Raw genomic sequence first — 22,386 nt, 5'->3', positions numbered from 1 at the left:
CGGTGCGGTGGCGCGTCGTGCCCATCCCCATCAACACATAATCTGAAGTGTTACCAGAGAATGGCAATGTCGTTGCGCTGGATATTGATCTGACCGCCCGCCACCGGAATCAGGCCGTTACTGAAATCGGGATGAACGTTATCAATGCGAACAACCGTGCCGCTGTCACTCAGTTCCGGCGTGGCCCCGGGGCTATCGAAATAGCTATAGCTGCGATACAACTGCAGCTCATCGCCGGGTCGAATGCCCGCCAGAGCACCGGACGCCAGGGTCACATTCTGGCCCTCGACACGGGTAATACGAGTGATAAAGGGCTGACAGGCCAAGGCCTCGGTGACTGCCGCACTCATCTCTCCCATCAAACGCCCGACGGCTTTGCCGTAATCCGTCTCCAGGAAACCAGGCGAGCCAAAGCCCACAGTCGACCGGAGATCGGTATTCCAGCTGCCCTGGGCGGCGAACCGCTCGCGATACACCGGCGAGCCGCTAAAGCCGTCAAACACGATCAAATCGGCCACAAATTGGCGGTTTCGGTTAGCCAGGCCCACACCGCGCTGCATCTGGCGCCATACTGAGGAGCCCCAGGCCGTCGGATCGTCAATCGCCAGCTCCCGAATGACACCGGCCACCACAAACTGAACATCCAGCTCTTTCGCCAACTCGGTTACGTTGGTCAGTCGGTTGTCGGCGCCCTGCCGCGTGGGGGCGTTCAAAAGGTCACCAAACAGCTGCAACCGGGTTGCCCCGAAAATCTGCAAACTGCCCTCGCTCTGGAGGGTCGCCTGCAGGGTCTGCGGCAAGACTTCGCCGGCATCGCCAATACGGCCGATGCGGGCCTGATCAGGGTACAGGATCGGAAATCCAGTCACCGCCACGCGCTTCTTCATGCGGGCCGCCTCACCCGCACCGCAGGCCTGCCCGGCCGACATGTCAGCCCGAATGGTGAGACGCAACAGGTTACCCCGACGCACCTCGTTAACCACCCGGACGTCTCTGGCCCGCGCCTGGGAGGCAACGGTAAGGCGCGAGTCGGTTAATACCCCGTTTTCCATGGTCTCTTCACTGGCGATGCGCGCCTCGTACTGCAGCGCCACATCCCTCAAGGCGGCTCGCCGAGCCTGAGTGCGCGCCTGATCCAGATCATCGCCCTGTATGACGGCCTGACCAGTGCCCTCAAGCACAACCGCCTGGGCCACGCCCCAGGGTCCCAATACCAACAAGGCGCACGCCAGACAAACCAACGATCGCCAGTTCCAACGACTCAGCGTCATCACAGACTCCAAGTGCTCAGACATCATTCTAGGTAGTACAGCGAATCAACACTGCGGCTGTGAACGTCGCCAGCACTGTCGTTCTCCAATGGCATGGGGATCACGCACAAATCTCTGACCCGGTGGTCAGCAACTTTGGATACGCATTCGCGAAATCTGGGCTCCAGCTTCAGCTCCATGACCGATTCAACCACGCCGTCGCTGTGTTCATTGACTGCCACCAGCTTGGCCCCCCGAAGGTAGGTGTCGACGTAGGCCCGGAACATGTCATTGCGCAGCACAAAATCATTCACTGTGGAGCTGCCGTAGATCACTGTGCCATAAACCCGCTCGGCCAGATTCCGGTAGGCGTCCAACTGCGATGCACGTCGCGCCAGCAGCCGCTTGCGGGTATTGAGGCGATCCTTGGCGGTATCCTCGTAGGTACCAAACCCACTGACCCTGACCGTAATCGGCTCGAACCGGCGGTCAGTGTTTTCACTCGTCTGTTGGTCCTGGCGAATGGGGGCACAACCCACCAAAGCAATGGCCACTATCAGGCTGATCCAGCGAAGCATCATGTTTTGTCTCCGGAAATACGGCAATTTAGGTTCACCATGGAAGAAACACGCCAACTTCTGTAAGCCTTTGTTTTACCTAAACCCACATAGCCACTCACCGAAATTCACCCGCCAGAGCGGCAAATTCATACCGTCGTTAACAGACGGTCAACAATCCGTTACCCCTCTGCTAATGCCGACGGTCCCGCCTTGCATTACCCTAACTTCTCGATATCGCAATAAAAAACAAAGCCCTCCAAGGGGCCCGGTATTACGTGTGTCTAATCGTTGGAGTTTCCTGATCTATGATCTTCTGCCAGTTTTCGCGCCTGTCCCTGGCCATCGGGTTGTCGCTTGCCTCCTCATTAACCTTCGCCGGAGCGCAGACATTCAATACCGCCCGATCGCTTGCCATGGGTGGCACCGGCGTGGCCGCAGCACACCCCGCCAGTGCCAATAGCGCCAATCCGGCAATGCTGGCAGCCGATCATCACGACTGGTCCGATGATTTCGGCCTGATTCTGCCGTCCGTCAACGCCCGGTTTGCGGATGAGGAAGAGACCGGAGATCAGATCGATGCGATCCAGGACACCATTGACCGGTTCCAGGGCATCGATAAGACCTCCAGCCCGCAAGAGGCTCGCGATGCGGCGGGCGATTTACGGCGACAACTCAATGCATTCGACAAGGACACCGTGCGCGTCGATGCCGCTGTTGGTCTCAGCGTCGCGCTTCCCAGCAAAACCCTTGCGGTAGGCGTGTTCGCCAATGCGTCTTTACGAGCGACGGCACGCGGTGACTTTGACCAGGACGACGAGCAGTACCTGGCGGACCTGGAAACCGCCACAGCGGCCGAGCTTTTGCTCGCTGACCTTGATCGCGACCTTGAGTCCCGCGGGCGCCTGCTGGCCACCGCGGTGTCAGAGTTCGGCATCAGCTTTGCGCGTGCGTTCGCGCTTGCCAACGGCAACCGGCTCCAGCTTGGGGTTTCACCTAAATACGTGCAGCTGAGAACATTTCAGTACACCGAAACCGTCTCGGGCTTTGAGGATAACGATGTCGACCGTGACGAGTATGAAACGGATAAAAGCAGCTTCAATTTTGATCTGGGCGCCGTTTACAGCTTCGGCGAAACCCGGCAGTGGAATGCCGGTGTTGTGGTCAAGAACATGATCCCGATGGCACTCGACTCGGCAGCCTCCCGCCCTCAACTGGGGGAACAGATCCGGACCTACGAGCTGGACCCACGGGTAACGGTCGGCATTGCCCATACGGGCGAGTTTCACACGGTCACCGCCGACTGGGACCTGACCAAAACCAAAGCGTTTGGTTTTGAAGACGATACCCGATGGGTGGCCATCGGTGCCGAGTTTGACGCCTTCCGTTACGCACAACTTCGCCTGGGCGCGCGCCACAATCTGTCCAGCAACGACAGCAGCAATGGCATTGAAGAGTCAACACAGCTGACCTTTGGTATCGGCTTGTCTCCGTTTGGCGCCCGGCTCGATATTGCCGGTCTGGTGAGCGACACGGATACTGGGGCGGCCATTGAACTGGGCGCTGCATTCTAGCCACACAAACGTTGCGGGCCAGTCTGGTTCATGAACAGACTGGCCCGCTCTCCGGACAAACGCTTCCTCTCCCGTCAGGATGACGCGCCATAAACGTTGATCGCGATCGGCCATGGCCGGGCCCCACGGAGCATTCCAGCTAGCGGATGCCTCGGTCACGTGCGGACGCTGAAGGGATGGCCCAACACTCCCCCGAATCACGCAACCCGTAGCGGTCGTTTGCGCTACTGGCATAAGCCTATGATAATTGTGCCTCTACACCGCATAACTTTGGGACTTTCATGGACATCTATCTCGTTGGCGGCGCTGTGCGCGATGCCCTACTCGGGCTGCCCGTAACCGATCGGGACTGGGTCGTCGTTGGCGCCACGCCCGAACAAATGCTGGCGGCCGGCTATCGCCAGGTAGGCGCCGATTTCCCCGTGTTTCTGCACCCTGAGACAAATGAAGAATACGCACTGGCCCGGACTGAGAGAAAACAGGGCCGCGGTTACCACGGCTTTACCGTTCACAGTGCACCGGACGTCACTCTGGAGGAAGATTTGCAGCGCCGGGACCTGACCATCAACGCGATGGCCCAGACCACCGACGGTAAAATCATCGATCCCTTTAATGGCCAGGCCGACCTTGCCCGGCGAGAACTGCGCCATGTGTCCGCTGCCTTCTCGGAAGACCCCCTGCGCATTCTGCGAACCGCGCGGTTTTTGGCCCGATTTTCCACCCTTGGTTTTACAGTCACCCCCGACACCCTGGGCGTCATGCGCCAAATGGTTGAGGCCGGCGAGGTGCAGCACCTTGTGCCCGAACGGGTCTGGCAGGAAATGCAGCGCGCCCTGCAGGAGAACAATCCGGTGGTATTTTTCGAGGTCTTGGACCAGTGCGGGGCATTGTCCGTGCTGGTGCCGGAGTTCGAAGATGAACCCTGCCTGAAAGCGGCACTGAGCAATCTGCGCTGCGCTTGCCAACAACCCTCACCCACCGACGTCCGGTTTGCCGCACTGCTGGCGGCACTCCAACCGGAACAGCAAGAAGCCCGCGCAAAAGCCCTGAAAGCACCCAACGAGTGCCTGGAACTGGCCCGGTTAACCGCCAGACTGGCTGAACGGATACCCACCGCCACCTCGCCGGCGGCGCAACTTGCGGTGCTTGATGATGCGGATGTGTGGCGACGGCCCGAACGTTTCGAGCGGTTGCTGTCCGTGGGCCACTGTTTGCCCAATTCGCTAACGACCGAGGTTGCAACCACCCTGCGCCAGGCCTACGCGGTCGCGAACAAAGTCAACGCCCGCGCTCTTATGGCACAAGGGTTCTCCGGACCCGAACTTGGAGCAGCCATCCACCGCGAACGACTTCGTCGTATTGCCGAGTCAACGCCACTCAACCACCGCGAGGACGCCCCGTGACCGATCCCGGCCCAGTGGTACTCATTACCGGCGCCGCCCAGCGTCTTGGCGTCTGCATGGCCGAAACGCTGCACCACCGTGGCTGGCGCATCATCGTCCATCACCGCTCCCGACCACAGCAGGCACGCAGCCTGGTCAAGACGCTCAACAGCCGCCGCCCTGACTCAGCCATCGACGTGCAGGCCGATCTTTGCCAACCCGGCGAGATAACGCAGCTGGCCCAGGCCAGTATCGCCGCCTGGAACCGGCTCGACGGTTTGATCAACAATGCATCGGTGTTCTACCCGACGCCAACCGGTGAGGCGACACTGGACGACTGGGACCGCATTATGAACACCAACCTTCGGGCGCCCTTCTTACTCGGGCAGGCCTGCTTACCGGCACTGATGGCAAGCCACGGCAGCATCGTCAACCTCATCGACATATACAGTGAACAGCCGTTACCCGAGCACCCGCTGTATTGCGCCAGCAAATCGGGGCTGGCCGCCCTGACCCGGGCCTGGGCCAAAGACCTCGCCCCCGCGGTCAGGGTCAACGGTGTGTCGCCCGGCGCCATACTGTGGCCAGAACACAATGACCAGAAGGTTTCAGCCGACCCGCAAACCATTATCGACCGGACGCCATTAAAACGTACCGGCCACCCGGAAGATATTGCTGGCGCGGTGGCTTATTTCCTGGCCGGGGCGCCGTTTGTGACCGGGCAAATCCTGGCCGTGGATGGCGGTCGCAGCTTGAATATGTAACACCTTCGCCACTGAGACAGCAGGAACCACAGCCCTGCGAACAATTTCCCGCAACCCGTTTACGGACCCAGTGCGGTGATCCGTAAAAGCGCACTGCACTCGGTGCGAATGATACAATGGCGACAAACACGCTTTTAAAGGAGAAGGTTATGCGGGATGTTGTGATTGTTTCAGCCAAACGAACCGCCATCGGTGCTTTCGGCGGTGCATTGTCGAGTTTACGGGCGGATCAGCTCGGAACGGCCGTGATCAAGGCGCTGCTTGATGAGACCGGTGTATCCGGGGATCAGGTCAACGAAGTTGTGCTGGGGCAGGTCTTGACGGCGGGCGTCGGTCAGAACCCGGCCCGACAGTCCGCGATCAATGCCGGCCTGCCTGCATCCGTGCCTGCCATGACCATCAATAAAGTCTGTGGCTCCGGCTTGAAGGCTGTCCATATGGCCGTACAAGCCATTCAATGCGGCGACGCCGAGATGATCATTGCCGGCGGCCAGGAAAGCATGAGCCAGGCACCCCATGTATTGCCCAACAGCCGAAATGGCCAGCGCATGGGCAATTGGTCAATGATCGACACCATGGTGACCGATGGGCTGTGGGATGCCTTTAATGACTACCATATGGGCATCACCGCCGAAAACATTGTTGAGCAGTACGGCATCAGCCGGGAAGAACAGGACGCATTCGCGGCGGCCTCCCAGCAGAAGGCCGTTGCCGCGCAAAAGGCCGGTTATTTTGATGGCCAGATTGTGCCGTTGAGCATTCCACAGCGTAAAGGGGAACCGCTGGTGGTTGATCGGGACGAAGGCCCTCGGGATGGCGTCCGCGCGGACGGTCTGGCCAAGCTACGCCCGGCGTTCAAGAAAGACGGCACTGTTACGGCAGGCAATGCGTCATCATTAAACGACGGCGCAGCGGCCGTCATGGTCTGCAGCGCAGAGAAGGCCGCCGAACTGGGGTTGACTCCCCTGGCGACCATTCGCGGCTACGCCAACGCCGGTGTTGACCCCGCCATTATGGGAACCGGACCAATCCCCGCGACCCAGCGCTGCCTGAAACGCGCAGGCTGGTCTGCCACTGACCTCGACCTGATCGAGGCCAACGAAGCGTTCGCCGCCCAGGCCATCTCGGTCAACCGGGACCTCGGCTGGGATACTGACAAAGTGAATGTGAATGGCGGCGCGATTGCCCTGGGTCACCCGATTGGCGCTTCAGGTTGCCGCATCCTGGTCAGCCTGCTCCACGAAATGAGCCGCCGGGATGCCAGGAAGGGCCTGGCCACACTGTGCATTGGCGGCGGTATGGGCGTGGCATTGGCCGTCGAACGCTAACACCCGCTCTGGCCAGTGACAGAATTGACTGCGTGCTTCTGAAGGCGTTTGTCAAGGTGCTGGCCTGCAGGGCATGGCGATTGCCACGCCCTGTTTTCACGTTTGCTGGGACCTTGGCCTGTCAGTCAAGGGATCAGCCAGAAGAGACCTCCCCCCATGCTTAACGTGGTTCTTTACGAGCCGGAGATACCGCCGAATACAGGCAACATCATCCGGCTATGCGCCAACACAGGCTGCAAACTTCACCTGATTGAGCCCCTTGGCTTCAGCCTTGATGACAAGCAGCTTCGACGCGCAGGGCTCGACTACAGCGAATACGCCAGCCTGATGGTACACCCGGATTTTGAGGCCTTTGTGGCGTCGGAGACTCCACGACGCCTGTTCGGACTGACGACCAAGGGCAGCCAACCTTATCAACAGGTCCGGTTTGAGGCGGGTGATTACCTGATGTTCGGCCCCGAGACCCGGGGGTTGCCGGATACCATACGTCGGCAGTTGCCGGAGGAGCACCGCATCCGGGTGCCAATGCAGCCCGGCAGTCGCAGCCTGAACCTGTCAAACACCGCGGCGATCGTTGTGTACGAGGCGTGGCGCCAGCTCGATTTTGTCGGCGGCGTGTAACATCAAATACGGCCGCTTGCTGACCGACCGTTACTCGGAACCACACACGCCAAAAGCCCCCGTAATGGGGGCTTTTGAGGACAAGACAGAGACACGACACATTGCGCTTTACTGAGGAAACACGGCTATGGCTGGCGGACGACCCAACTCTGTCGGAATGGTTTTCGTAGCCGACGCTTCAGCTTCGGAGGGCCCGCCAGGGTCCTTAGGGTCAATCTGGCAGGCCGCGGGCCTGCTCCGAAACTGAAGCCTCGGTTGCATAGGCAAACAGCCGTTCGGTGATCGCCTTCAATATCCGTGCTTTCAAACCCATCCGCGATGAGCCTGTTTTCTCACCAAAACATCAGTGAGTTTGTTCTTCCTTCTCGGCTTCGCCGTTTGCTTCGTCCTGCTGGCGCTTCACCGCTTGCGCGTAGATAGCGTCGAAGTTGACCGGAGCCAACATCAAGGCCGGGAAGCTGCCCTTGCTGACAATGCCATCGATGGCTTCACGGGCGTAGGGGAACAGGATGTTAGGGCAATACGCGCCCAGCATCTGACCAAGCTGAGGCCCTTCAATCCCTTTCAGCAAGAACACACCGGCCTGCTGGATCTCAACAATAAAAGCCACTTTCTCGTCAATTTTTGACGTTACCGTCAGAGACAAGATGACTTCGTATTGATTGTCACTCACCTTGGTGTGCGTTGTGTTCAGGTCCAGATTCACCTGTGGCTTCCACTGGTCCTGAAACACCAGCGGTGAATTGGGTGACTCGAAGGACATGTCCTTTACGTAAATCCGCTGGAGTGCGAACTGAGGTTGGTTGGTGTCTTCGCTGCCAGCGGCGGCCTGTTCATTATCAGCCATGTTCGATCCTTTCATTCTCTGTCGTGGGCGTTGTGCGGCCCTGTTATTGTTAGCCAGGCGCGGCCGTGGGTGTGACCGCCCGGCCTGGGTCGAGGTGTGAAACAGTGCGTCAGGTTACACACCCGTTCAAGCGCAAACCACACCTACCCTACTTTTTCACCAGCGGGAGGTTGCTGCTCTTCCAGTCCGCGATGCCACCGCCCAAACGAGAGACGTTCTCGAAGCCTTCGCCATTCAACAGCTTGACCGCTGCGGCTGAGTGCTGCCCCATCTTGTCGACGACGATCAACTGCTTGTCCTTGTGCTTTTTCAGCTCGCTGGCGCGCTCTTTAATCGCGCTGAGCGGAATATGCACAGAGCCGGTGATGCGACCTTCGCCGTATTCTTTCCGGTCGCGGATATCCACCACGATCGCTTGATCCCGGTTGATCAGGTTCACCGCAGCCTGAGCACTGACCTTCTGGCCACCCCGGCGGCTCTCGAGAAGGAAGAGGGCTGCCAACAGCGCGACAAACGCTGACACCAGAACGTAATGACTAACGACAAACTCAAACAACCTTTCCATCAACAATGTGCCCTGCTGGATAATTTGGCGAGATTATACACGTCTGCTGCCGCTGACAGAAGGCACTCCGCATAGCCGGAACTGGCCAAACCGGGTAGAATCTAAAACCTTTCATTCCTCAGGTAATCCCTGCATCGGCTGCACGTGGTTACCAACAGCAACCGGATGGTGAGATGACTGACACCCGCAAACCGACAGCTTTGATTATTCTTGACGGCTGGGGCTATCGTGAACCCGCTGACGACAACGCGATCAGCAATGCCAACACTCCATTCTGGGACAAGATCTGGCAACAACAGCCGAAAACACTGATCAATACGTCCGGCATGTTTGTCGGCCTACCAAAAGGCCAGATGGGCAATTCCGAAGTCGGTCACATGAACCTCGGCGCTGGCCGGGTGGTTTACCAGAGCCTGACCCGAATCGACAAGGATCTGGCGGACGGCACCTTCGCCCACAACCAGGTGCTGTGTGATGCCATTGATAAAGCCGTTCGCCAGGACCGGGCCGTGCACCTGATGGGACTGCTGTCGCCGGGCGGTGTTCACTGCCACGAGGATCACGTACTCGCGGCCGCACAACTGGCCGCTGACCGCGGCGCCAAACAGGTTTACATCCACGCCTTTCTTGATGGCCGCGATATGCCTCCGCGCAGTGCCAAACCCTCGCTGGAGAAAGCGGCCGCAAAAATGAAATCGCTGGGCGTCGGCCGGGTGGCATCGATGGTCGGGCGCTACTATGCCATGGACCGTGACAATCGCTGGGATCGGGTCGAGGCGGCTTACAACCTATTGACTCTGGGCGAGGCCGAGTTCACCGCGCCAACCGCCGTGGAAGGCTTGGCCCAGGCCTATGAACGCGGCGAAAACGACGAGTTCGTCAAGCCCACACTCCTTCAGGAAGCCGATGAGCCCGACGCCACCGTTAATGATGGCGATGCATTGATTTTCATGAACTTCCGAGCAGACCGCGCGCGCGAAATCACCCGTGCCTTCGTCGAGCGGGATTTCGATGGATTTGAACGTCGCAAACATCCCGCCATCGCCGACTTCGTCATGTTGACTCAGTACGCAGCGGACATTGATACCTCTTGCGCTTATCCTCCTGAAACGCTCGAAAATGGTCTCGGCGAGTACATGGCCAAGCTGGGCAAAACCCAGTTACGCATCGCAGAAACCGAGAAGTACGCCCATGTCACGTTTTTCTTCAATGGCGGCGTTGAGACACCCTTCGAGGGCGAAGAACGCATCCTGATTCCGTCGCCGAACGTCGCCACTTATGACCTGCAACCAGAAATGAGCGCGCCGGAAGTCACCGACAAACTGGTGGACGCCATCAAGAGCGGCAAATTCGATCTGCTCGTGTGCAACTATGCCAATGGCGACATGGTCGGCCATACCGGCAAACTGGACGCCGCCATCGAGGCCGCCGAGTGCCTGGACCAGTGCATTGAGAGAATTGCGAAAGCCATTGACGAGGTCGGTGGCCAGGCGCTGATTACCGCCGATCACGGTAATTGCGAACAAATGACCGACCCCAAGTCTGGCCAGGTGCATACGGCGCATACCATTGGCCCGGTACCGCTGGTGTACATCGGTTCAAACGTGTCGAGCCTCCAGGAAGGCGGCAGCTTGAGTGATGTCGCTCCGACGCTGCTGGCCCTCATGGGCATCGACAAACCGGCAGAGATGACCGGCCATAGTCTGGTCGATGCAGGCTAAAGCAATCACTGCGCGCCCCAAAGACACTGCTTTGACGGCACCCATACCGGGTTCGTTCGTCCGGTTGACGCCTGCCGGCGTCCGTCAGTCGGGCGCCCGGTCATGGCTCCGGGGCGTCGGCCAAATCGCGGTGCTGGGCCTCTTTCTCGGGGTATTGACCGGGCATGCGGCGGCCGAGCAAAATGTCACGCCGGCGCAGGTTGAGGCGCTCAAAGATCAAATCCTTTCCATTGACAAGTGGTTAAAATCCGCTGAGCGGGATCGCAGCTCCCTGGAGCAGGATTTGGTCGAAACGGATCGCGCAATCAGCCAATTGACTCGTGAACGGCGAGCGCTCCAGGCCAAGGCGATGGTACAAACCAAGCGCCTGAAAGCGCTGCAAGCCGAACAGGCCGACCTGAACAGGGTCCTGGCGCGGCAGCGGGAAAGCCTGAAAAAACAGATACGGACCGCCTGGATGGAAGGCGACGCACCGGCCGTCAAAGTGCTATTGAATGAAATCGACCCGCAAACGATCTCCCGCACCATGACCTACTACGAGTACCTGAGCCGGGATGCCATCGAGCGCCTGGACGCGTTCAACACCACCCTTAGAAAACTGAAAGCGACCCAGCAGGATGCCCAGGCCACCCAGGTCGAATTGTCGCAGCTTAAGCTTCAGGTTGAAGACCGCCAGGCAACGTTGCGCGATAAAAAGAAGCAGCGCCAACAAACCCTGACCGCATTGAACACCGATATACGCGACCGGCAATCGGAGCGCGCGGCCCTGGTTGCTGACCGGGCACGACTGGAAAAGCTGCTTCGCGAGGTGGAGGAAGCCATCGCCAGCATTCCCGCACCCAATGAGTCCAAGCCGTTCAAGGCGTTGAAAGCCAAACTTCCCTGGCCCGCCCGTGGTAAGGTAATCCGGCGCTTCGGTGACAGTCTCGCGCACGGAAAACTGCGCCAGAATGGCGTGCTTATCGCAACCGCAGAAGGTGTCGACGTCGGGGCCATTCATTATGGCCGAGTGGTATTTTCCAACTGGCTGCGAGGCTTTGGCCTGATGACCATTGTTGACCATGGTGGCGGCTATATGAGTCTGTATGGGCATAACAGCAGTTTGCTGAAAAGCCCCGGCGACTGGGTCGATGCCGGCGAGCCCATTGCGGTGGCCGGCCAGTCTGGTGGCACCGATGACATTGGCGTCTACTTTGAGATACGTTACAAGGGCAAACCCCAGAATCCGGAGTCTTGGCTGAATCGCTGATTCGAAACCAGTTTCAAAGCTGACAAACTTCCGACAGACCGCCATACTGTTAAAACGGAAGTCAATAATGACAATCAGGAAACAGGATACGTGAATGATACGGGTCAGAAGTAAGCATCACTCTGTCTTTTTCGGCGCACTGCTCGGTGCCGCCGCCCTAATGACTACGCTCCCGGCTCTGACCCACGCTCAAGAACCTGACGCCCAAGGCCAACAGCTGCTCAAGGCGATTTCCGAGGGCAAGGATGTTGAGCTTCGCCTACCCGACCCTGAGACCCAACTGCCCCTGCAGGACCTGCGCAAATTTACCGAAGTGTTCAGCCGGATCAAAGACGCCTATGTCGAAGAGGTGGACGACCGGACGCTACTCGAGAATGCCATCAAGGGCATGCTGTCCGGACTTGACCCCCACTCCACTTACCTTGAACCCAAGGCTTACGAAGAGCTGGAAGAGAACACCAGTGGCGAGTTTGGCGGTCTTGGCATCGAAGTCGGCATGGAAGATGGTTTCATAAAAGTGATCTCGCCGATTGACGACACGCCCGCCCAGAAAGCAGGCGTTCAAGCGGGCGACCTGATCATCAAACTCGGCGATCAGCCGGTCAAGGGCATGTCGCTCGAAGAAGCGGTCACGCTGATGCGAGGCAAACCTGGCACGGTGCTGACCCTGACCATCATTCGAGACACCGAAACCGGCCCGATCGAGATCGACGTGGTCCGCGATGTCATCAAAGTGGCCAGCGTCAAGTCACGACTGGTCGAAGATGGCTATGGCTACATTCGCCTGACGCAGTTTCAGGCCGAGACCGGCCAGGAATTCAGTGACGCCATCAAAAAGCTCACCAGTGACAACGGTGGCCACCTTGAAGGGTTGGTCATCGACCTGCGCAACAATCCCGGTGGCATCCTGCAAGCCGCCGTGGAAGCCGCCGACGCAGTACTCGATGAAGGCTTGATCGTCTACACGGAAGGCCGCATCCAAAGCTCACGCTTGCGCTTCAGCGCCAAGCCTGGCGATCTTACTGACGGGACCCCCATCGTTGTTCTGATTAATGGCGGCTCAGCATCGGCCTCTGAAATTCTCGCCGGCGCCCTGCAAGACCACCAGCGCGCGGTGGTAATGGGTACCGACTCCTTTGGCAAAGGCTCTGTTCAAACCGTCATCCCACTGGATGAGACCCACGCCATCAAGATGACCACCGCCCGTTATTACACCCCGGACGGCCGCTCCATTCAGGCCAAGGGCATCAAACCGGACATTGTGGTGAAGCAGGCCCGACTGACCGAGGTGGACAACCAACCGTTCTTCACAGAAGCCGACCTCAGCGGCCATCTTGAAAATGGCAACATGGAGACCGCTCCGGAACAGGCAGACGGCGACGAGCCGACCACCAATCCGATTGACAGAGATTTCCAGCTACGCTCGGCGCTGAACCTGCTCAAAGGCTTACGCATTCTCGACAAGAGACCGATCCGGAACGACTGATTCTATGCAGCCAGCCCTGGTATTAATAACTGCGCTCACACTGCTGACGACACTTGCGTCGGCAGCGCAGCCCGTTCGCGCCGAATTCAGTGACAACACCCCTCCACCGACCATCGCCATCATCATTGATGATATGGGTCATGATCTGACTCAAGGTCGCCGTCTGGCGATGTTAGAGCAACCGGTCACCCTGGCCTTCCTGCCCTATCGTCGGCATACCACAACGCTTGCCGAAATGGCGCACCAGCATCACAAAGAAATCATGCTCCATATCCCAATGGCCAACACCCGAAACCTGGGCCTTGGGGCCGGCGGACTGGAAACTGGAATGGACATGCTGTCAACGATCCGGGTCCTGCGACGTGCCCTTCAGTCGATCCCTCATGTGCAGGGTGTTAACAACCATATGGGCAGTCAACTCACCCAAATGCAGGACCGTATGGAATGGGTCATGGCGGAACTGGATCAGTATCCGGTCTATTTTGTCGATAGCCGAACCATCGCCACCACCGTGGCCGGCGCAACGGCCGAGGCATTTAGGATACCGACCATGGTGCGGGACGTATTTCTGGATCATGAACAAACGGAAGAGTATGTCGATGCCCAGTTCAAATTACTGGTGCAGAAGGCGCGGGACACTGGCAGTGCCATCGGCATTGGCCACCCCCACAAAGTGACGGTGGACTATCTTATTAAAAAACTGCCCGAGCTTGACGAACAAGGCATTGCCGTGGCCACGGTGAGCGCGCTGTGGGCGCTGAGAAACAACAACCGCGCCATGTTCATTAACGGTGACAAAGAGGCTGTCTCACCAGCACTTGCTCACAAGCGCTGACCGCGCCCGCCGCTAATCGCGGATTTCAATACCCTGCGCCTTCATAAAGGCCTTGGCTTCCGGAATAGTGTGTTGGCCAAAATGGAAAATGGACGCCGCCAATACGGCATCGGCACCCCCCTCGGTGACCCCGTCAGCCAGATGCTGTAGCTCACCAACACCCCCCGATGCAATGACTGGCACCGACACCGCATCGCTGATTGCCCGGGTCAGGCCCAGGTCAAATCCTACCTTGGTGCCATCCCGGTCCATGCTCGTAAGCAGCAACTCTCCGGCGCCCAGGGCGGTCATTTTCTTTGCCCATTCGACCGCATCCAGACCGGTTGGCTTGCGGCCACCGTGGGTAAATATTTCCCAGCGCGGCACTTCGCCGGCTTTGCTCACGCGCTTGGCATCAATTGCCACCACAATGCACTGGCTGCCAAACCGCTCCGCCGCTTTCCGCACGAAGTCCGGATCAAACACCGCCGCGGTATTGATGCTTACCTTATCGGCGCCAGCATTGAGCAGCTTGCGGATATCCTCAACCGTACGCACACCGCCACCGACCGTCAGCGGGATAAAGACCTCGCTGGCCATTCGTTCCACCGTCTCATAGGTGGTGTCCCGGCTTTCGTGACTGGCCGTGATATCTAGAAATGTAATCTCGTCGGCACCCTGCTCATTGTATTTGCGAGCGACTTCCACCGGGTCACCGGCATCGCGGATATCCACAAAGTTGACACCTTTTACAACGCGTCCTTTGTCCACATCCAGGCAAGGAATGATCCGTTTTGCCAACGCCATATCAGAGCTCCGACCTTGCACCCAGGCTGTCACACCAGGCCTGGGCTTCCGCTACATCCAATGTCCCTTCATAGATGGCACGTCCAGTAATGGCGCCCAGAATGCCCCGGTCGGCCACATCCGCCAGCTGCATCAGGTCGTCCATATTGGTCACGCCACCCGAGGCGATCACCGGGATGCCCGCCGCCTCGGCCAGCGCGGCCGTTGCCTCTACATTCACACCTTGCATCATGCCGTCGCGGCTAATGTCGGTGTACACAATCGCGTCCACGCCATCGTTGGCAAACCGCTTTGCCAAATCCGTTGCCATCACGTCTGACACCTCTGCCCAGCCGTCGGTCGCCACCCGCCCATCCTTGGCATCCAGGCCCACAATGATATGACCCGGAAAACGCTTGCACATTGCCGTGACAAACTCCGGCTCCTTCACCGCCTTAGTGCCAATAATGACCCATTGCACGCCTGCATTCAGGTAGGCTTCTATCGTTTCTGAAGACCGGATGCCGCCGCCAATCTGGATCGGCAGGTCAGGGTATTTACGGGCAATGGCCTGAACGATTTCGCCATTCACCGGTTCACCGGCAAACGCACCATTGAGATCCACCAAATGCAATCGGCGGGCACCCGCGTCGACCCAGCGAGTGGCGATCTCAACCGGGTCATCCGAGAACACCGTGGAGTCTTCCATGCGGCCCTGACGCAGGCGAACACATTTACCGTCTTTCAAATCAATGGCGGGAATAATCAACATGAGGGAGATTCCGTTATCAGTCTTTCAATTAGGCAGAGCAGCAATCAGGTACCCGACCACTGCACAAAGTTTTTTAGCAGTTGCAGGCCCGCCCGATGGCTCTTTTCGGGGTGAAACTGCACGGCAAAAATATTGTCTCGTGCAACCGCCGCAGCCAAATCAACACCGTAGTGCGTGCGACCGGCAATATCGGCATTATGCTCCGCTTCGGCGTAGTAGCTGTGCACAAAATAGAAGCGGTCACCGTCCGGTATGCCATGCCACACTGGGTGATCCACGGTCTGGTGCACCTCGTTCCAGCCCATGTGGGGAACCTTCAGGCGGACGCCCTCTTCTTCAAGGTTCTGCCCGAAAAATCGCACCTCGGCGGGAAATAGATTGATGCAATCCACCCAGCCGTTTTCCTCGCTTCGGGACATCAAGGCTTGCATGCCGACACAGATACCCAGCAATGGCCGGTCCGACGACACCTCTCGAACCAGGTCGTCGACGCCCAGGCGACGAATCTCGGCCATGCAATCCCGGATCGCGCCGACACCCGGCAAAATGACCCGGTCTGCGCTGCGTATCTGAGCGGGATCCGCGGTCACTAAGACCCGGGTATCCGGCGCAACGTGTTCCACTGCCTTGCTGACGGAATGGAGATTACCCATCCCGTAATCGATAATGGCCAGGGTTTTCATTACAGAATAGAGCTCCGAAACGGGTTACAGCGAGCCTTTGGTAGAGGCGACCACACCAGCCATGCGCTCATCCGACTCAATCGCCATTCGCAGGGCGCGACCGAATGCTTTGAACACGGTCTCAATCTGGTGGTGAGTGTTTTTGCCTTTGAGGTTGTCGATGTGCAACGTCACCATGGAGTGATTGACGAAACCATGGAAAAACTCGCCAAACAGGTCAACGTCAAAGCCACCCACTGAGCCTCGGGTATAAGGGACATCCATGGTCAGTCCGGGACGACCGGACAAATCAATCACCACCCGTGACAGGGCTTCATCCAGCGGCACGTAAGCATGGCCATAGCGACGAATCCCTTTTTTGTCACCCACGGCCGCCTTGAAGGCCTGACCCAGCGTAATGCCAATGTCTTCCACAGTGTGGTGGTCGTCAATGTGCAGATCGCCTTTCGCAACAATATCCAGATCGACCAGTCCGTGACGTGCGATCTGATCCATCATGTGATCAAGAAAGTGCACGCCGGTTTCGAACCGGGACTGCCCCGTGCCGTCCAGATTGATTTCAACGGTGATCTGAGTTTCGAGGGTATTTCGCTCTACCCGTGCCTTACGTTCGGCCATGGGGTCTCCAAAGTCATTAGGCGGCAAAAGCCGATATCAAGTGAACGAGAATTATACCTGTTCTACCGGTCTTCGTCCTGCACCATTACCGGCTCGCCGCCCCGGAAATTCAAGTACTTCTTGTCAGAACGCTTTTTTCAAGTTCGCCATGTAAGTATCAACCAAGCTGTTGAACTCATGCTTGATCACCGGGCTGATAGCCAACTTCAATAACCCTGGCAACGGCAACGTCAGCTCTGCGGAAGTCTGGAATTTCGCGCGCGTGGTATTGTCGTCCTTGCTGGTTAATACCCAGGAGCCTTTCACCACGCCATTGCCCTCACCTTTGACCGGCGTCCAGGTGATTTTTCCGCCCTCCCGATCGGCGGAGTACTGACTGGCGTACACGGACTGAATCGCATGTTTATCAACGCCAATTTTATCCATTTCCCAGCGATAGGCGTTGTCACCCAGATCCACCAGCTTGTCCACCTTGGGAAAGTGACTGGCTGACCTGGGCACATCGGCCAGCAGGTCAAACACGTCGTCGTATGGGCCGGGGATTTCAATGTCGCGATTTAACTCGATGGATACCGTGATAGCCACTCTCAACTCCTCTTTTATTATTGATCTGCCCCAAAAGGACTGAAAGGTGATAAACACCACCCACCTACACCCTTTGGCTATTAATGACGTATTCTGTCTTAACACTAACGTTTTGTCATATTGCATCACCTTTAATTTCAAGCCGTCTACGTTATCCTTGATGCTCTCGAGACAATCCGCCCATTTTAAATCGAAAGGATGCTAAACCATGAAAGCTGTCCGCAATATCGTTCTTGCGCTGTTTGGGCTGATGGTATTTGCCGTCGTCGCTGTCGGTGTCGCCATACTTGTCATCGACCCCAACACCTACAAACCGCAAATCGAGCAGGTCGTCGAGGACAACACCAATCTCGATCTGATACTGGCGGGCAATATCGGCTGGTCATTCATTCCCCTGGGCCTTGAGCTGAATAACGTGGAGGCAACACTGGACGGTGAACGTCTGGTGAAGCTGGACCAACTGATTGCCCAGGTCAACTTCTGGTCGTTAATTACCATGTCGCCGCAGGTGGACACGTTCGTACTGGATGGCCTGGACGCCCGACTGAGCGTGGCCAAAAACGGCACCGGCAACTGGACCCGGGTGATGCCCGAACCTGCAGGCGAGGCGAATGCGACTGAGCAAGCCGCCGAGGCGCAACCGGAAACGGCACCCACGGACGACGCCGAACCCACCGCCAGCGCCCCGCTCAATTTTAATGTGGAAGACGTCCGCATCACCAATGCCCAGGTACATTACGACGATCTCAGCTCGGGCCAGTCCATCACCCTGGAAGATTTCAGCCTCGCGGCGAGCCAGATCAAACTGGGTCAGCAATTTCCATTGGAGCTGGCATTCCGCTTCTCCACCGGCGAACCGGCCTTTGCAGTGGACGGCCGTATCAACGCCCAACTGGCCGCCAACGAAGCTTTAAGTGAATTTGAAGTCAGTGGCCTCGACAGCCAGTTCGAACTCAGCGGCAAGCCGTTTGGCGAGAAGACCGTCCAGACCCGACTGACCGGTGCGATCAAAGCCAACCTCGAAAACCAAACGGCCATGCTGACCAACTTAAGGGCAACACTGGCAAACCTGGAGCTCAACACAAACCTGAGCGTGTCCGGTTTCGGCGACCAGCCAACCATCAGTGGTGACCTTAAAATTCCGGAATTCTCACTCAAACAATTGCTGTCAAATCTTGGCCAGGCCGAGATTGAGACCGACGACCCGGATGTGCTGAACGCCCTGGGCTTCTCGACCAGCATTGGTGGGCCGTCAGGCAAGCTGGAGCTCAGCAGCCTCATAATAAAGGTCGACGACACCACCTTTAACGGAATGGCCAGCTATGGCCTCGCAAACCAAGCCATTGGCCTCAAGCTCACCGGCGACAGTTTCAACGCAGACCGGTATCTGCCACCGACCAGCGAAGAAGATACCGCCCCATCCAGCGCCGAACCGAGCAAGACCAGCGCAGCAGGCCAGACTGAAGAGGGCGATCTGCTGCCCTTGCAAACACTGCGAGAGCTGGCACTCGACATCAACCTTGGGCTGAGTGAATTGGTCGTCAGCAACCTGACCATCAACGACATCAAATCCGTGATAACCGCCAATAACGGCATACTCAAGCTCAGTGAGTTCAGCGGCAAGCTCTACGACGGCAGTTTCACCACCAATGCTACTCTGGACGCCCGCACCGACAATCCGGCCTGGGTCATTGGCAGCAAAGTCACCAACGTCAAAACCCTGCCCATGCTCAAGGACCTGGCGGAGCTCGACCTGCTGTCCGGCGCGGCCAACATCAACATTGATGTCAAAACCCAGGGCAACCGGGTTTCCGTTCTGCGTGAGAAGGCGAACGGTGAGATCAACTTCAATCTCGCCGAAGGTCAATTCACTCGCATGAACATCACTCGAATGGCCTGCCAAGGCATCGCGTTGGCCAATGGCGAGAGCCTCTCAACCTCCGATTGGGGCACCAGCACGCCCTTTAACGACATGAAGGGCACCCTGAAAATAGACGGCAACACCCTAAACAATACCGATCTGGTCGCGGCGCTGGCCGGAATGGAATTACGCGGCGACGGCTCGGTTGATCTGAAAGCGTCCGATCTGAACTATGAAATTGGCTTGCGAGTCGTTGGCGAGGTCCATCGTGACAACGCATGCCGTGTCACCGATTACGTCAAGGGTGCCGTGATTCCAGTCGAGTGTCGCGGCAATTTCTCGGAAGACCCCGCCAAGTTGTGCTCATTTGACGGTTCACGCTTCCGCGATACGCTCAAAACCATGGCGGCTAACGCGGCTCGCAAAAAAGCCGAGGAAAAAATCGACAAAGCCATCGATGAAAAAGTCGGTAAAAAACTGGAAGAAAAGCTTGGTTCCGAAAGTGGCGACAAGGTCAAAGATGCGTTAAAAGGCTTGTTCAAGTAATGCCCGACAGCGTCGCCCATCGCCTGCTGTGCTGGTACGACCGGCACGGCAGGAAAAACCTGCCGTGGCATGAAGACCGAAACCCGTATCGGGTGTGGGTCTCGGAAATCATGCTGCAACAAACCCAGGTCAACACCGTTATCCCCTACTTCCAGGCGTTCATGGCACGCTTTCCGGATGTGCACACACTGGCGGATGCGCCGGTAGACGATGTACTCGGACACTGGTCCGGGCTCGGCTATTACGCCCGCGCCCGCAACCTGCAAAAAGCCGCTCAATCGGTCGTCATCGAACACCACGGTGAGTTCCCGGCCGACCAGGCGCAACTGGAAGCCCTGCCCGGTATTGGTCGCTCCACGGCCGCGGCCATTCTGGCCCAGGCTTTTCAGTTACGGGCCGCCATCCTGGACGGCAATGTCAAACGCGTCCTGGCCCGCTACCATGCCGTGCCCGGATGGCCTGGCCAGACCCAGGTCATGAAACAGCTGTGGCTGCACGCCGAAGCCCATACGCCGGACAAGCGCATCAGAGACTACACCCAAGCCATCATGGACCTGGGCGCACTGGTCTGTACCCGCACCCGCCCTGACTGCCACCAATGCCCGCTGCAGCAGGGCTGCAGCGCTTTTGATCAGAGCGAGGTCGCCCGATACCCGGGTGGCAAACCGAAAAAACCCAAGCCGGAAAAAACCACCTGGATGATCATTCTGGAAGACCGTGATGGCCGTGTCTTACTCGAACGCCGCCCGCCCAGTGGCATCTGGGGTGGCCTCTGGAGCCTGCCCGAACTCGACGCCGCTTACACAGCCGACGAGCTGTCTCAAGCCTGCGAGGACAGCTTCGGTGTAAGCTGTACCGACGCCGAAATCAGCGACGGCTTTCGGCACACGTTCAGCCACTATCATCTCCACATTCAACCCGCTCGCCTTGCCGTAATTAACGGCCATCGGGTAGCGGACCCCTCCAGTACCCGCTGGGTCTTCCGCGATGAAGCGCTTAGCCTGGGGTTACCAGCGCCTGTTCGCACACTGCTCACCTCGCCGGCGCAGCCCTTGCTGCTTTGATCTGTTATCATCCGGGGTAATCGTCGATCACCCGCCCGCCCACACAGGAGCCAACATGAGCCGCACAGTATTCTGCCGCAAATTTCAGAAAGAGCTTGAAGGCCTGGACTTTCCGCCCATGCCGGGCAAAAAAGGCGAAGACATTTACCTCAATGTATCCAAGAAAGCCTGGCAGGAATGGCAGAGCCAACAGACCATGCTGATCAATGAAAAACATCTCAATATGATGGACCCCAACTCGCGCAAATACCTGCAGGCTCAGATGGAGCGCTTCCTCAAAAATGAGCCGTTCGACCAGGCTGAGGGCTACGTGCCGCCGGAAGCATCCTAACCACCTGATTGATCAACTAATAACCAAAGGCGCCAGGTCTCCGGTTTTTTCACCTCCCGGTCTTGACTCAAACAACCGAAACCGGTTTAATAGCGCCCCGTTGCAGTGACACCTTTCGGGGTTAACCGCAACGCCCGGATAGCTCAGTTGGTAGAGCAGAGGATTGAAAATCCTCGTGTCGGTGGTTCGATTCCGCCTCCGGGCACCAATTATTTCAATTACTTAGCCCGCCTTGTGCGGGCTTTGTTGTTTCTATATCCTCAATTGTAAGCATTATGTAAGCACTTTTCTTAAATTTAGTCACAGGAGCGGCCCATACAAACGCCTTCGCTAACTGTGGATAACCTCAGTATGTTCTCACCATTTCTCATAGGTTCTCAATTTCAACGTAGGCATGCCTCACCCGACGTAGTAAAGCGAAAGCAGATTGAGAGATGGATCAAGCAAAACCACCCCATTAGCTCAATGAACCAGCGTCTAGGGCGAAAAATCGATTGTGCGGGGATCACTGGATCGAATCACTGCCGATTCCGCGCAAGTTTGCGAATGGTGGCCTTAGAGTATATTTTTGTTAGCAAGCGCAGCATCCGTTTGAGCACCACTCAGTAGGCACTATAGAAAATGGCAAAATTTGCATATTCTGATTTAAGTGATGGCCAATTCGAAGATTTGGTACTGGCGCTATCCCAACGACTGTTTGGATTATCCACCCAAGGCTTTGCAAAAGGACCAGATGGCGGGCGTGATGCAAAGTTTGTCGGAACAGCTGATGCATTCCCTAGCAACTCATCCCCATGGAAGGGAATTACGATAATCCAAGCAAAGCATACTATCGGATTAAACAAAAGCTTTACCGAGAGTGAATTCTATAGCAAAGATAACGAAAGCTGCGTTATCCAGAAAGAAATTCCAAGGATCAAAAAGCTTATTTGTGAGGGTGACTTAGATAATTACCTTCTTGTCGCCAATAGACGTTTAACTG

Annotated in this window: 21 protein-coding genes, 1 tRNA gene and 1 pseudogene; 14 read left to right on the top strand and 9 right to left on the bottom strand. The window is 57.4% G+C overall.

What is annotated here, in order from left to right; genetic code table 11:
- Window positions 1–50 precede the first annotated feature (50 nt).
- Both GRX64_RS03980 and GRX64_RS03975 read right to left on the bottom strand, forming a co-directional pair.
- Entirely contained in the window at window positions 51–1,271 is a 1,221-nt protein-coding gene (locus GRX64_RS03980) for a flagellar assembly protein T N-terminal domain-containing protein (RefSeq protein WP_166263899.1), read from the bottom strand.
- Window positions 1,272–1,294: 23 nt separating this feature from the next.
- Window positions 1,295–1,831 carry an LPP20 family lipoprotein gene (locus GRX64_RS03975; RefSeq protein WP_166263898.1) on the bottom strand — a complete coding sequence of 179 codons (537 nt, stop codon included), beginning with the start codon at window positions 1,829–1,831 and terminating at the stop codon, window positions 1,295–1,297.
- A 284-nt stretch (window positions 1,832–2,115) separates the two neighbouring features.
- On the opposite strand from GRX64_RS03975, the gene GRX64_RS03970 reads away from it, so the two are divergent.
- The 5 genes from GRX64_RS03970 (at window position 2,116) to trmL (ending at window position 7,476) form a co-directional block, all read left to right on the top strand.
- Window positions 2,116–3,381, top strand: coding sequence for a conjugal transfer protein TraF (locus GRX64_RS03970; RefSeq protein WP_166263897.1), 1,266 nt, complete (start codon window positions 2,116–2,118; stop codon window positions 3,379–3,381).
- Window positions 3,382–3,662: 281 nt separating this feature from the next.
- Window positions 3,663–4,784, top strand: a complete 1,122-nt coding sequence (locus GRX64_RS03965) for a tRNA nucleotidyltransferase/poly(A) polymerase-related protein (RefSeq protein ID WP_166263896.1) — start codon at window positions 3,663–3,665, stop codon at window positions 4,782–4,784.
- Window positions 4,781–5,527, top strand: a complete 747-nt coding sequence (locus tag GRX64_RS03960) for a pteridine reductase (RefSeq protein WP_207308725.1) — start codon at window positions 4,781–4,783, stop codon at window positions 5,525–5,527. The genes GRX64_RS03965 and GRX64_RS03960 overlap by 4 nt, the downstream gene beginning before the upstream one ends.
- 149 nt (window positions 5,528–5,676) lie before the next feature.
- On the top strand, window positions 5,677–6,855 hold the full coding sequence (locus tag GRX64_RS03955; protein WP_166263895.1) for an acetyl-CoA C-acetyltransferase: 1,179 nt from the start codon (window positions 5,677–5,679) through the stop codon (window positions 6,853–6,855).
- 156 nt (window positions 6,856–7,011) lie between these two features.
- The gene (gene trmL / locus GRX64_RS03950) at window positions 7,012–7,476 is read left to right on the top strand and encodes a tRNA (uridine(34)/cytosine(34)/5-carboxymethylaminomethyluridine(34)-2'-O)-methyltransferase TrmL (RefSeq protein WP_166263894.1); all 465 of its coding nucleotides are present in this window, start codon (window positions 7,012–7,014) and stop codon (window positions 7,474–7,476) included.
- Between the two features lie 343 nt (window positions 7,477–7,819).
- Here the strand turns inward: trmL and secB are convergent, their stop codons facing one another.
- Both secB and GRX64_RS03940 read right to left on the bottom strand, forming a co-directional pair.
- Complete coding sequence (gene secB, locus GRX64_RS03945) at window positions 7,820–8,323, bottom strand: protein-export chaperone SecB (RefSeq protein ID WP_166263893.1); 504 nt, start codon at window positions 8,321–8,323, stop codon at window positions 7,820–7,822.
- 148 nt (window positions 8,324–8,471) lie between these two features.
- A complete protein-coding gene (locus GRX64_RS03940) occupies window positions 8,472–8,888 on the bottom strand; it encodes a rhodanese-like domain-containing protein (RefSeq protein ID WP_166263892.1) in 417 nt (138 codons plus the stop codon).
- A gap of 173 nt (window positions 8,889–9,061) precedes the next feature.
- Between GRX64_RS03940 and gpmM the strand changes: the two genes are divergently transcribed.
- The 4 genes from gpmM (at window position 9,062) to GRX64_RS03920 (ending at window position 14,179) form a co-directional block, all read left to right on the top strand.
- Window positions 9,062–10,609 (top strand): 2,3-bisphosphoglycerate-independent phosphoglycerate mutase, encoded by a 1,548-nt coding sequence (gpmM, locus tag GRX64_RS03935; protein ID WP_166263891.1) that lies wholly within the window; start codon window positions 9,062–9,064, stop codon window positions 10,607–10,609.
- 31 nt (window positions 10,610–10,640) lie between these two features.
- Window positions 10,641–11,858, top strand: a complete 1,218-nt coding sequence (locus GRX64_RS03930) for a murein hydrolase activator EnvC family protein (protein WP_235937513.1) — start codon at window positions 10,641–10,643, stop codon at window positions 11,856–11,858.
- 94 nt (window positions 11,859–11,952) lie between these two features.
- Window positions 11,953–13,344, top strand: coding sequence for a S41 family peptidase (locus GRX64_RS03925; protein WP_166263889.1), 1,392 nt, complete (start codon window positions 11,953–11,955; stop codon window positions 13,342–13,344).
- Window positions 13,345–13,348: 4 nt separating this feature from the next.
- A complete protein-coding gene (locus GRX64_RS03920) occupies window positions 13,349–14,179 on the top strand; it encodes a divergent polysaccharide deacetylase family protein (RefSeq protein ID WP_166263888.1) in 831 nt (276 codons plus the stop codon).
- Between the two features lie 12 nt (window positions 14,180–14,191).
- Here the strand turns inward: GRX64_RS03920 and hisF are convergent, their stop codons facing one another.
- The 5 genes from hisF to GRX64_RS03895 form a co-directional block, all read right to left on the bottom strand.
- On the bottom strand, window positions 14,192–14,965 hold the full coding sequence (gene hisF / locus GRX64_RS03915; protein ID WP_166263887.1) for an imidazole glycerol phosphate synthase subunit HisF: 774 nt from the start codon (window positions 14,963–14,965) through the stop codon (window positions 14,192–14,194).
- A 1-nt stretch (window position 14,966) separates the two neighbouring features.
- The gene (gene hisA / locus GRX64_RS03910) at window positions 14,967–15,716 is read right to left on the bottom strand and encodes a 1-(5-phosphoribosyl)-5-[(5-phosphoribosylamino)methylideneamino]imidazole-4-carboxamide isomerase (RefSeq protein ID WP_166263886.1); all 750 of its coding nucleotides are present in this window, start codon (window positions 15,714–15,716) and stop codon (window positions 14,967–14,969) included.
- Window positions 15,717–15,760: 44 nt separating this feature from the next.
- Window positions 15,761–16,399, bottom strand: a complete 639-nt coding sequence (hisH, locus tag GRX64_RS03905) for an imidazole glycerol phosphate synthase subunit HisH (RefSeq protein ID WP_166263885.1) — start codon at window positions 16,397–16,399, stop codon at window positions 15,761–15,763.
- 24 nt (window positions 16,400–16,423) lie between these two features.
- Window positions 16,424–17,017, bottom strand: a complete 594-nt coding sequence (hisB, locus tag GRX64_RS03900; RefSeq protein WP_166263884.1) for an imidazoleglycerol-phosphate dehydratase HisB — start codon at window positions 17,015–17,017, stop codon at window positions 16,424–16,426.
- Between the two features lie 123 nt (window positions 17,018–17,140).
- Complete coding sequence (locus GRX64_RS03895) at window positions 17,141–17,602, bottom strand: SRPBCC family protein (protein WP_166263883.1); 462 nt, start codon at window positions 17,600–17,602, stop codon at window positions 17,141–17,143.
- Window positions 17,603–17,810: 208 nt separating this feature from the next.
- Between GRX64_RS03895 and GRX64_RS03890 the strand changes: the two genes are divergently transcribed.
- From GRX64_RS03890 to GRX64_RS03870, 5 genes and pseudogenes are all read left to right on the top strand, one after another.
- Window positions 17,811–20,009 (top strand): AsmA family protein, encoded by a 2,199-nt coding sequence (locus GRX64_RS03890; protein ID WP_166263882.1) that lies wholly within the window; start codon window positions 17,811–17,813, stop codon window positions 20,007–20,009.
- A complete protein-coding gene (mutY, locus tag GRX64_RS03885) occupies window positions 20,009–21,073 on the top strand; it encodes an A/G-specific adenine glycosylase (protein ID WP_166263881.1) in 1,065 nt (354 codons plus the stop codon). Before GRX64_RS03890 ends, mutY begins: the two co-directional genes overlap by 1 nt.
- Window positions 21,074–21,128: 55 nt before the next feature.
- The gene (locus tag GRX64_RS03880; RefSeq protein ID WP_166263880.1) at window positions 21,129–21,404 is read left to right on the top strand and encodes an oxidative damage protection protein; all 276 of its coding nucleotides are present in this window, start codon (window positions 21,129–21,131) and stop codon (window positions 21,402–21,404) included.
- A gap of 132 nt (window positions 21,405–21,536) precedes the next feature.
- Window positions 21,537–21,612, top strand: a tRNA-Phe gene (locus GRX64_RS03875).
- Between the two features lie 413 nt (window positions 21,613–22,025).
- Window positions 22,026–22,386 (top strand): annotated as a pseudogene (locus GRX64_RS03870) (ABC-three component system protein); the annotation flags it as partial.

It is taken from the genome of Marinobacter caseinilyticus (genome assembly GCF_011074955.1).
Lineage (GTDB): Bacteria > Pseudomonadota > Gammaproteobacteria > Pseudomonadales > Oleiphilaceae > Marinobacter > Marinobacter caseinilyticus.
This window is presented reverse-complemented; position numbering and strand designations above follow the sequence as displayed.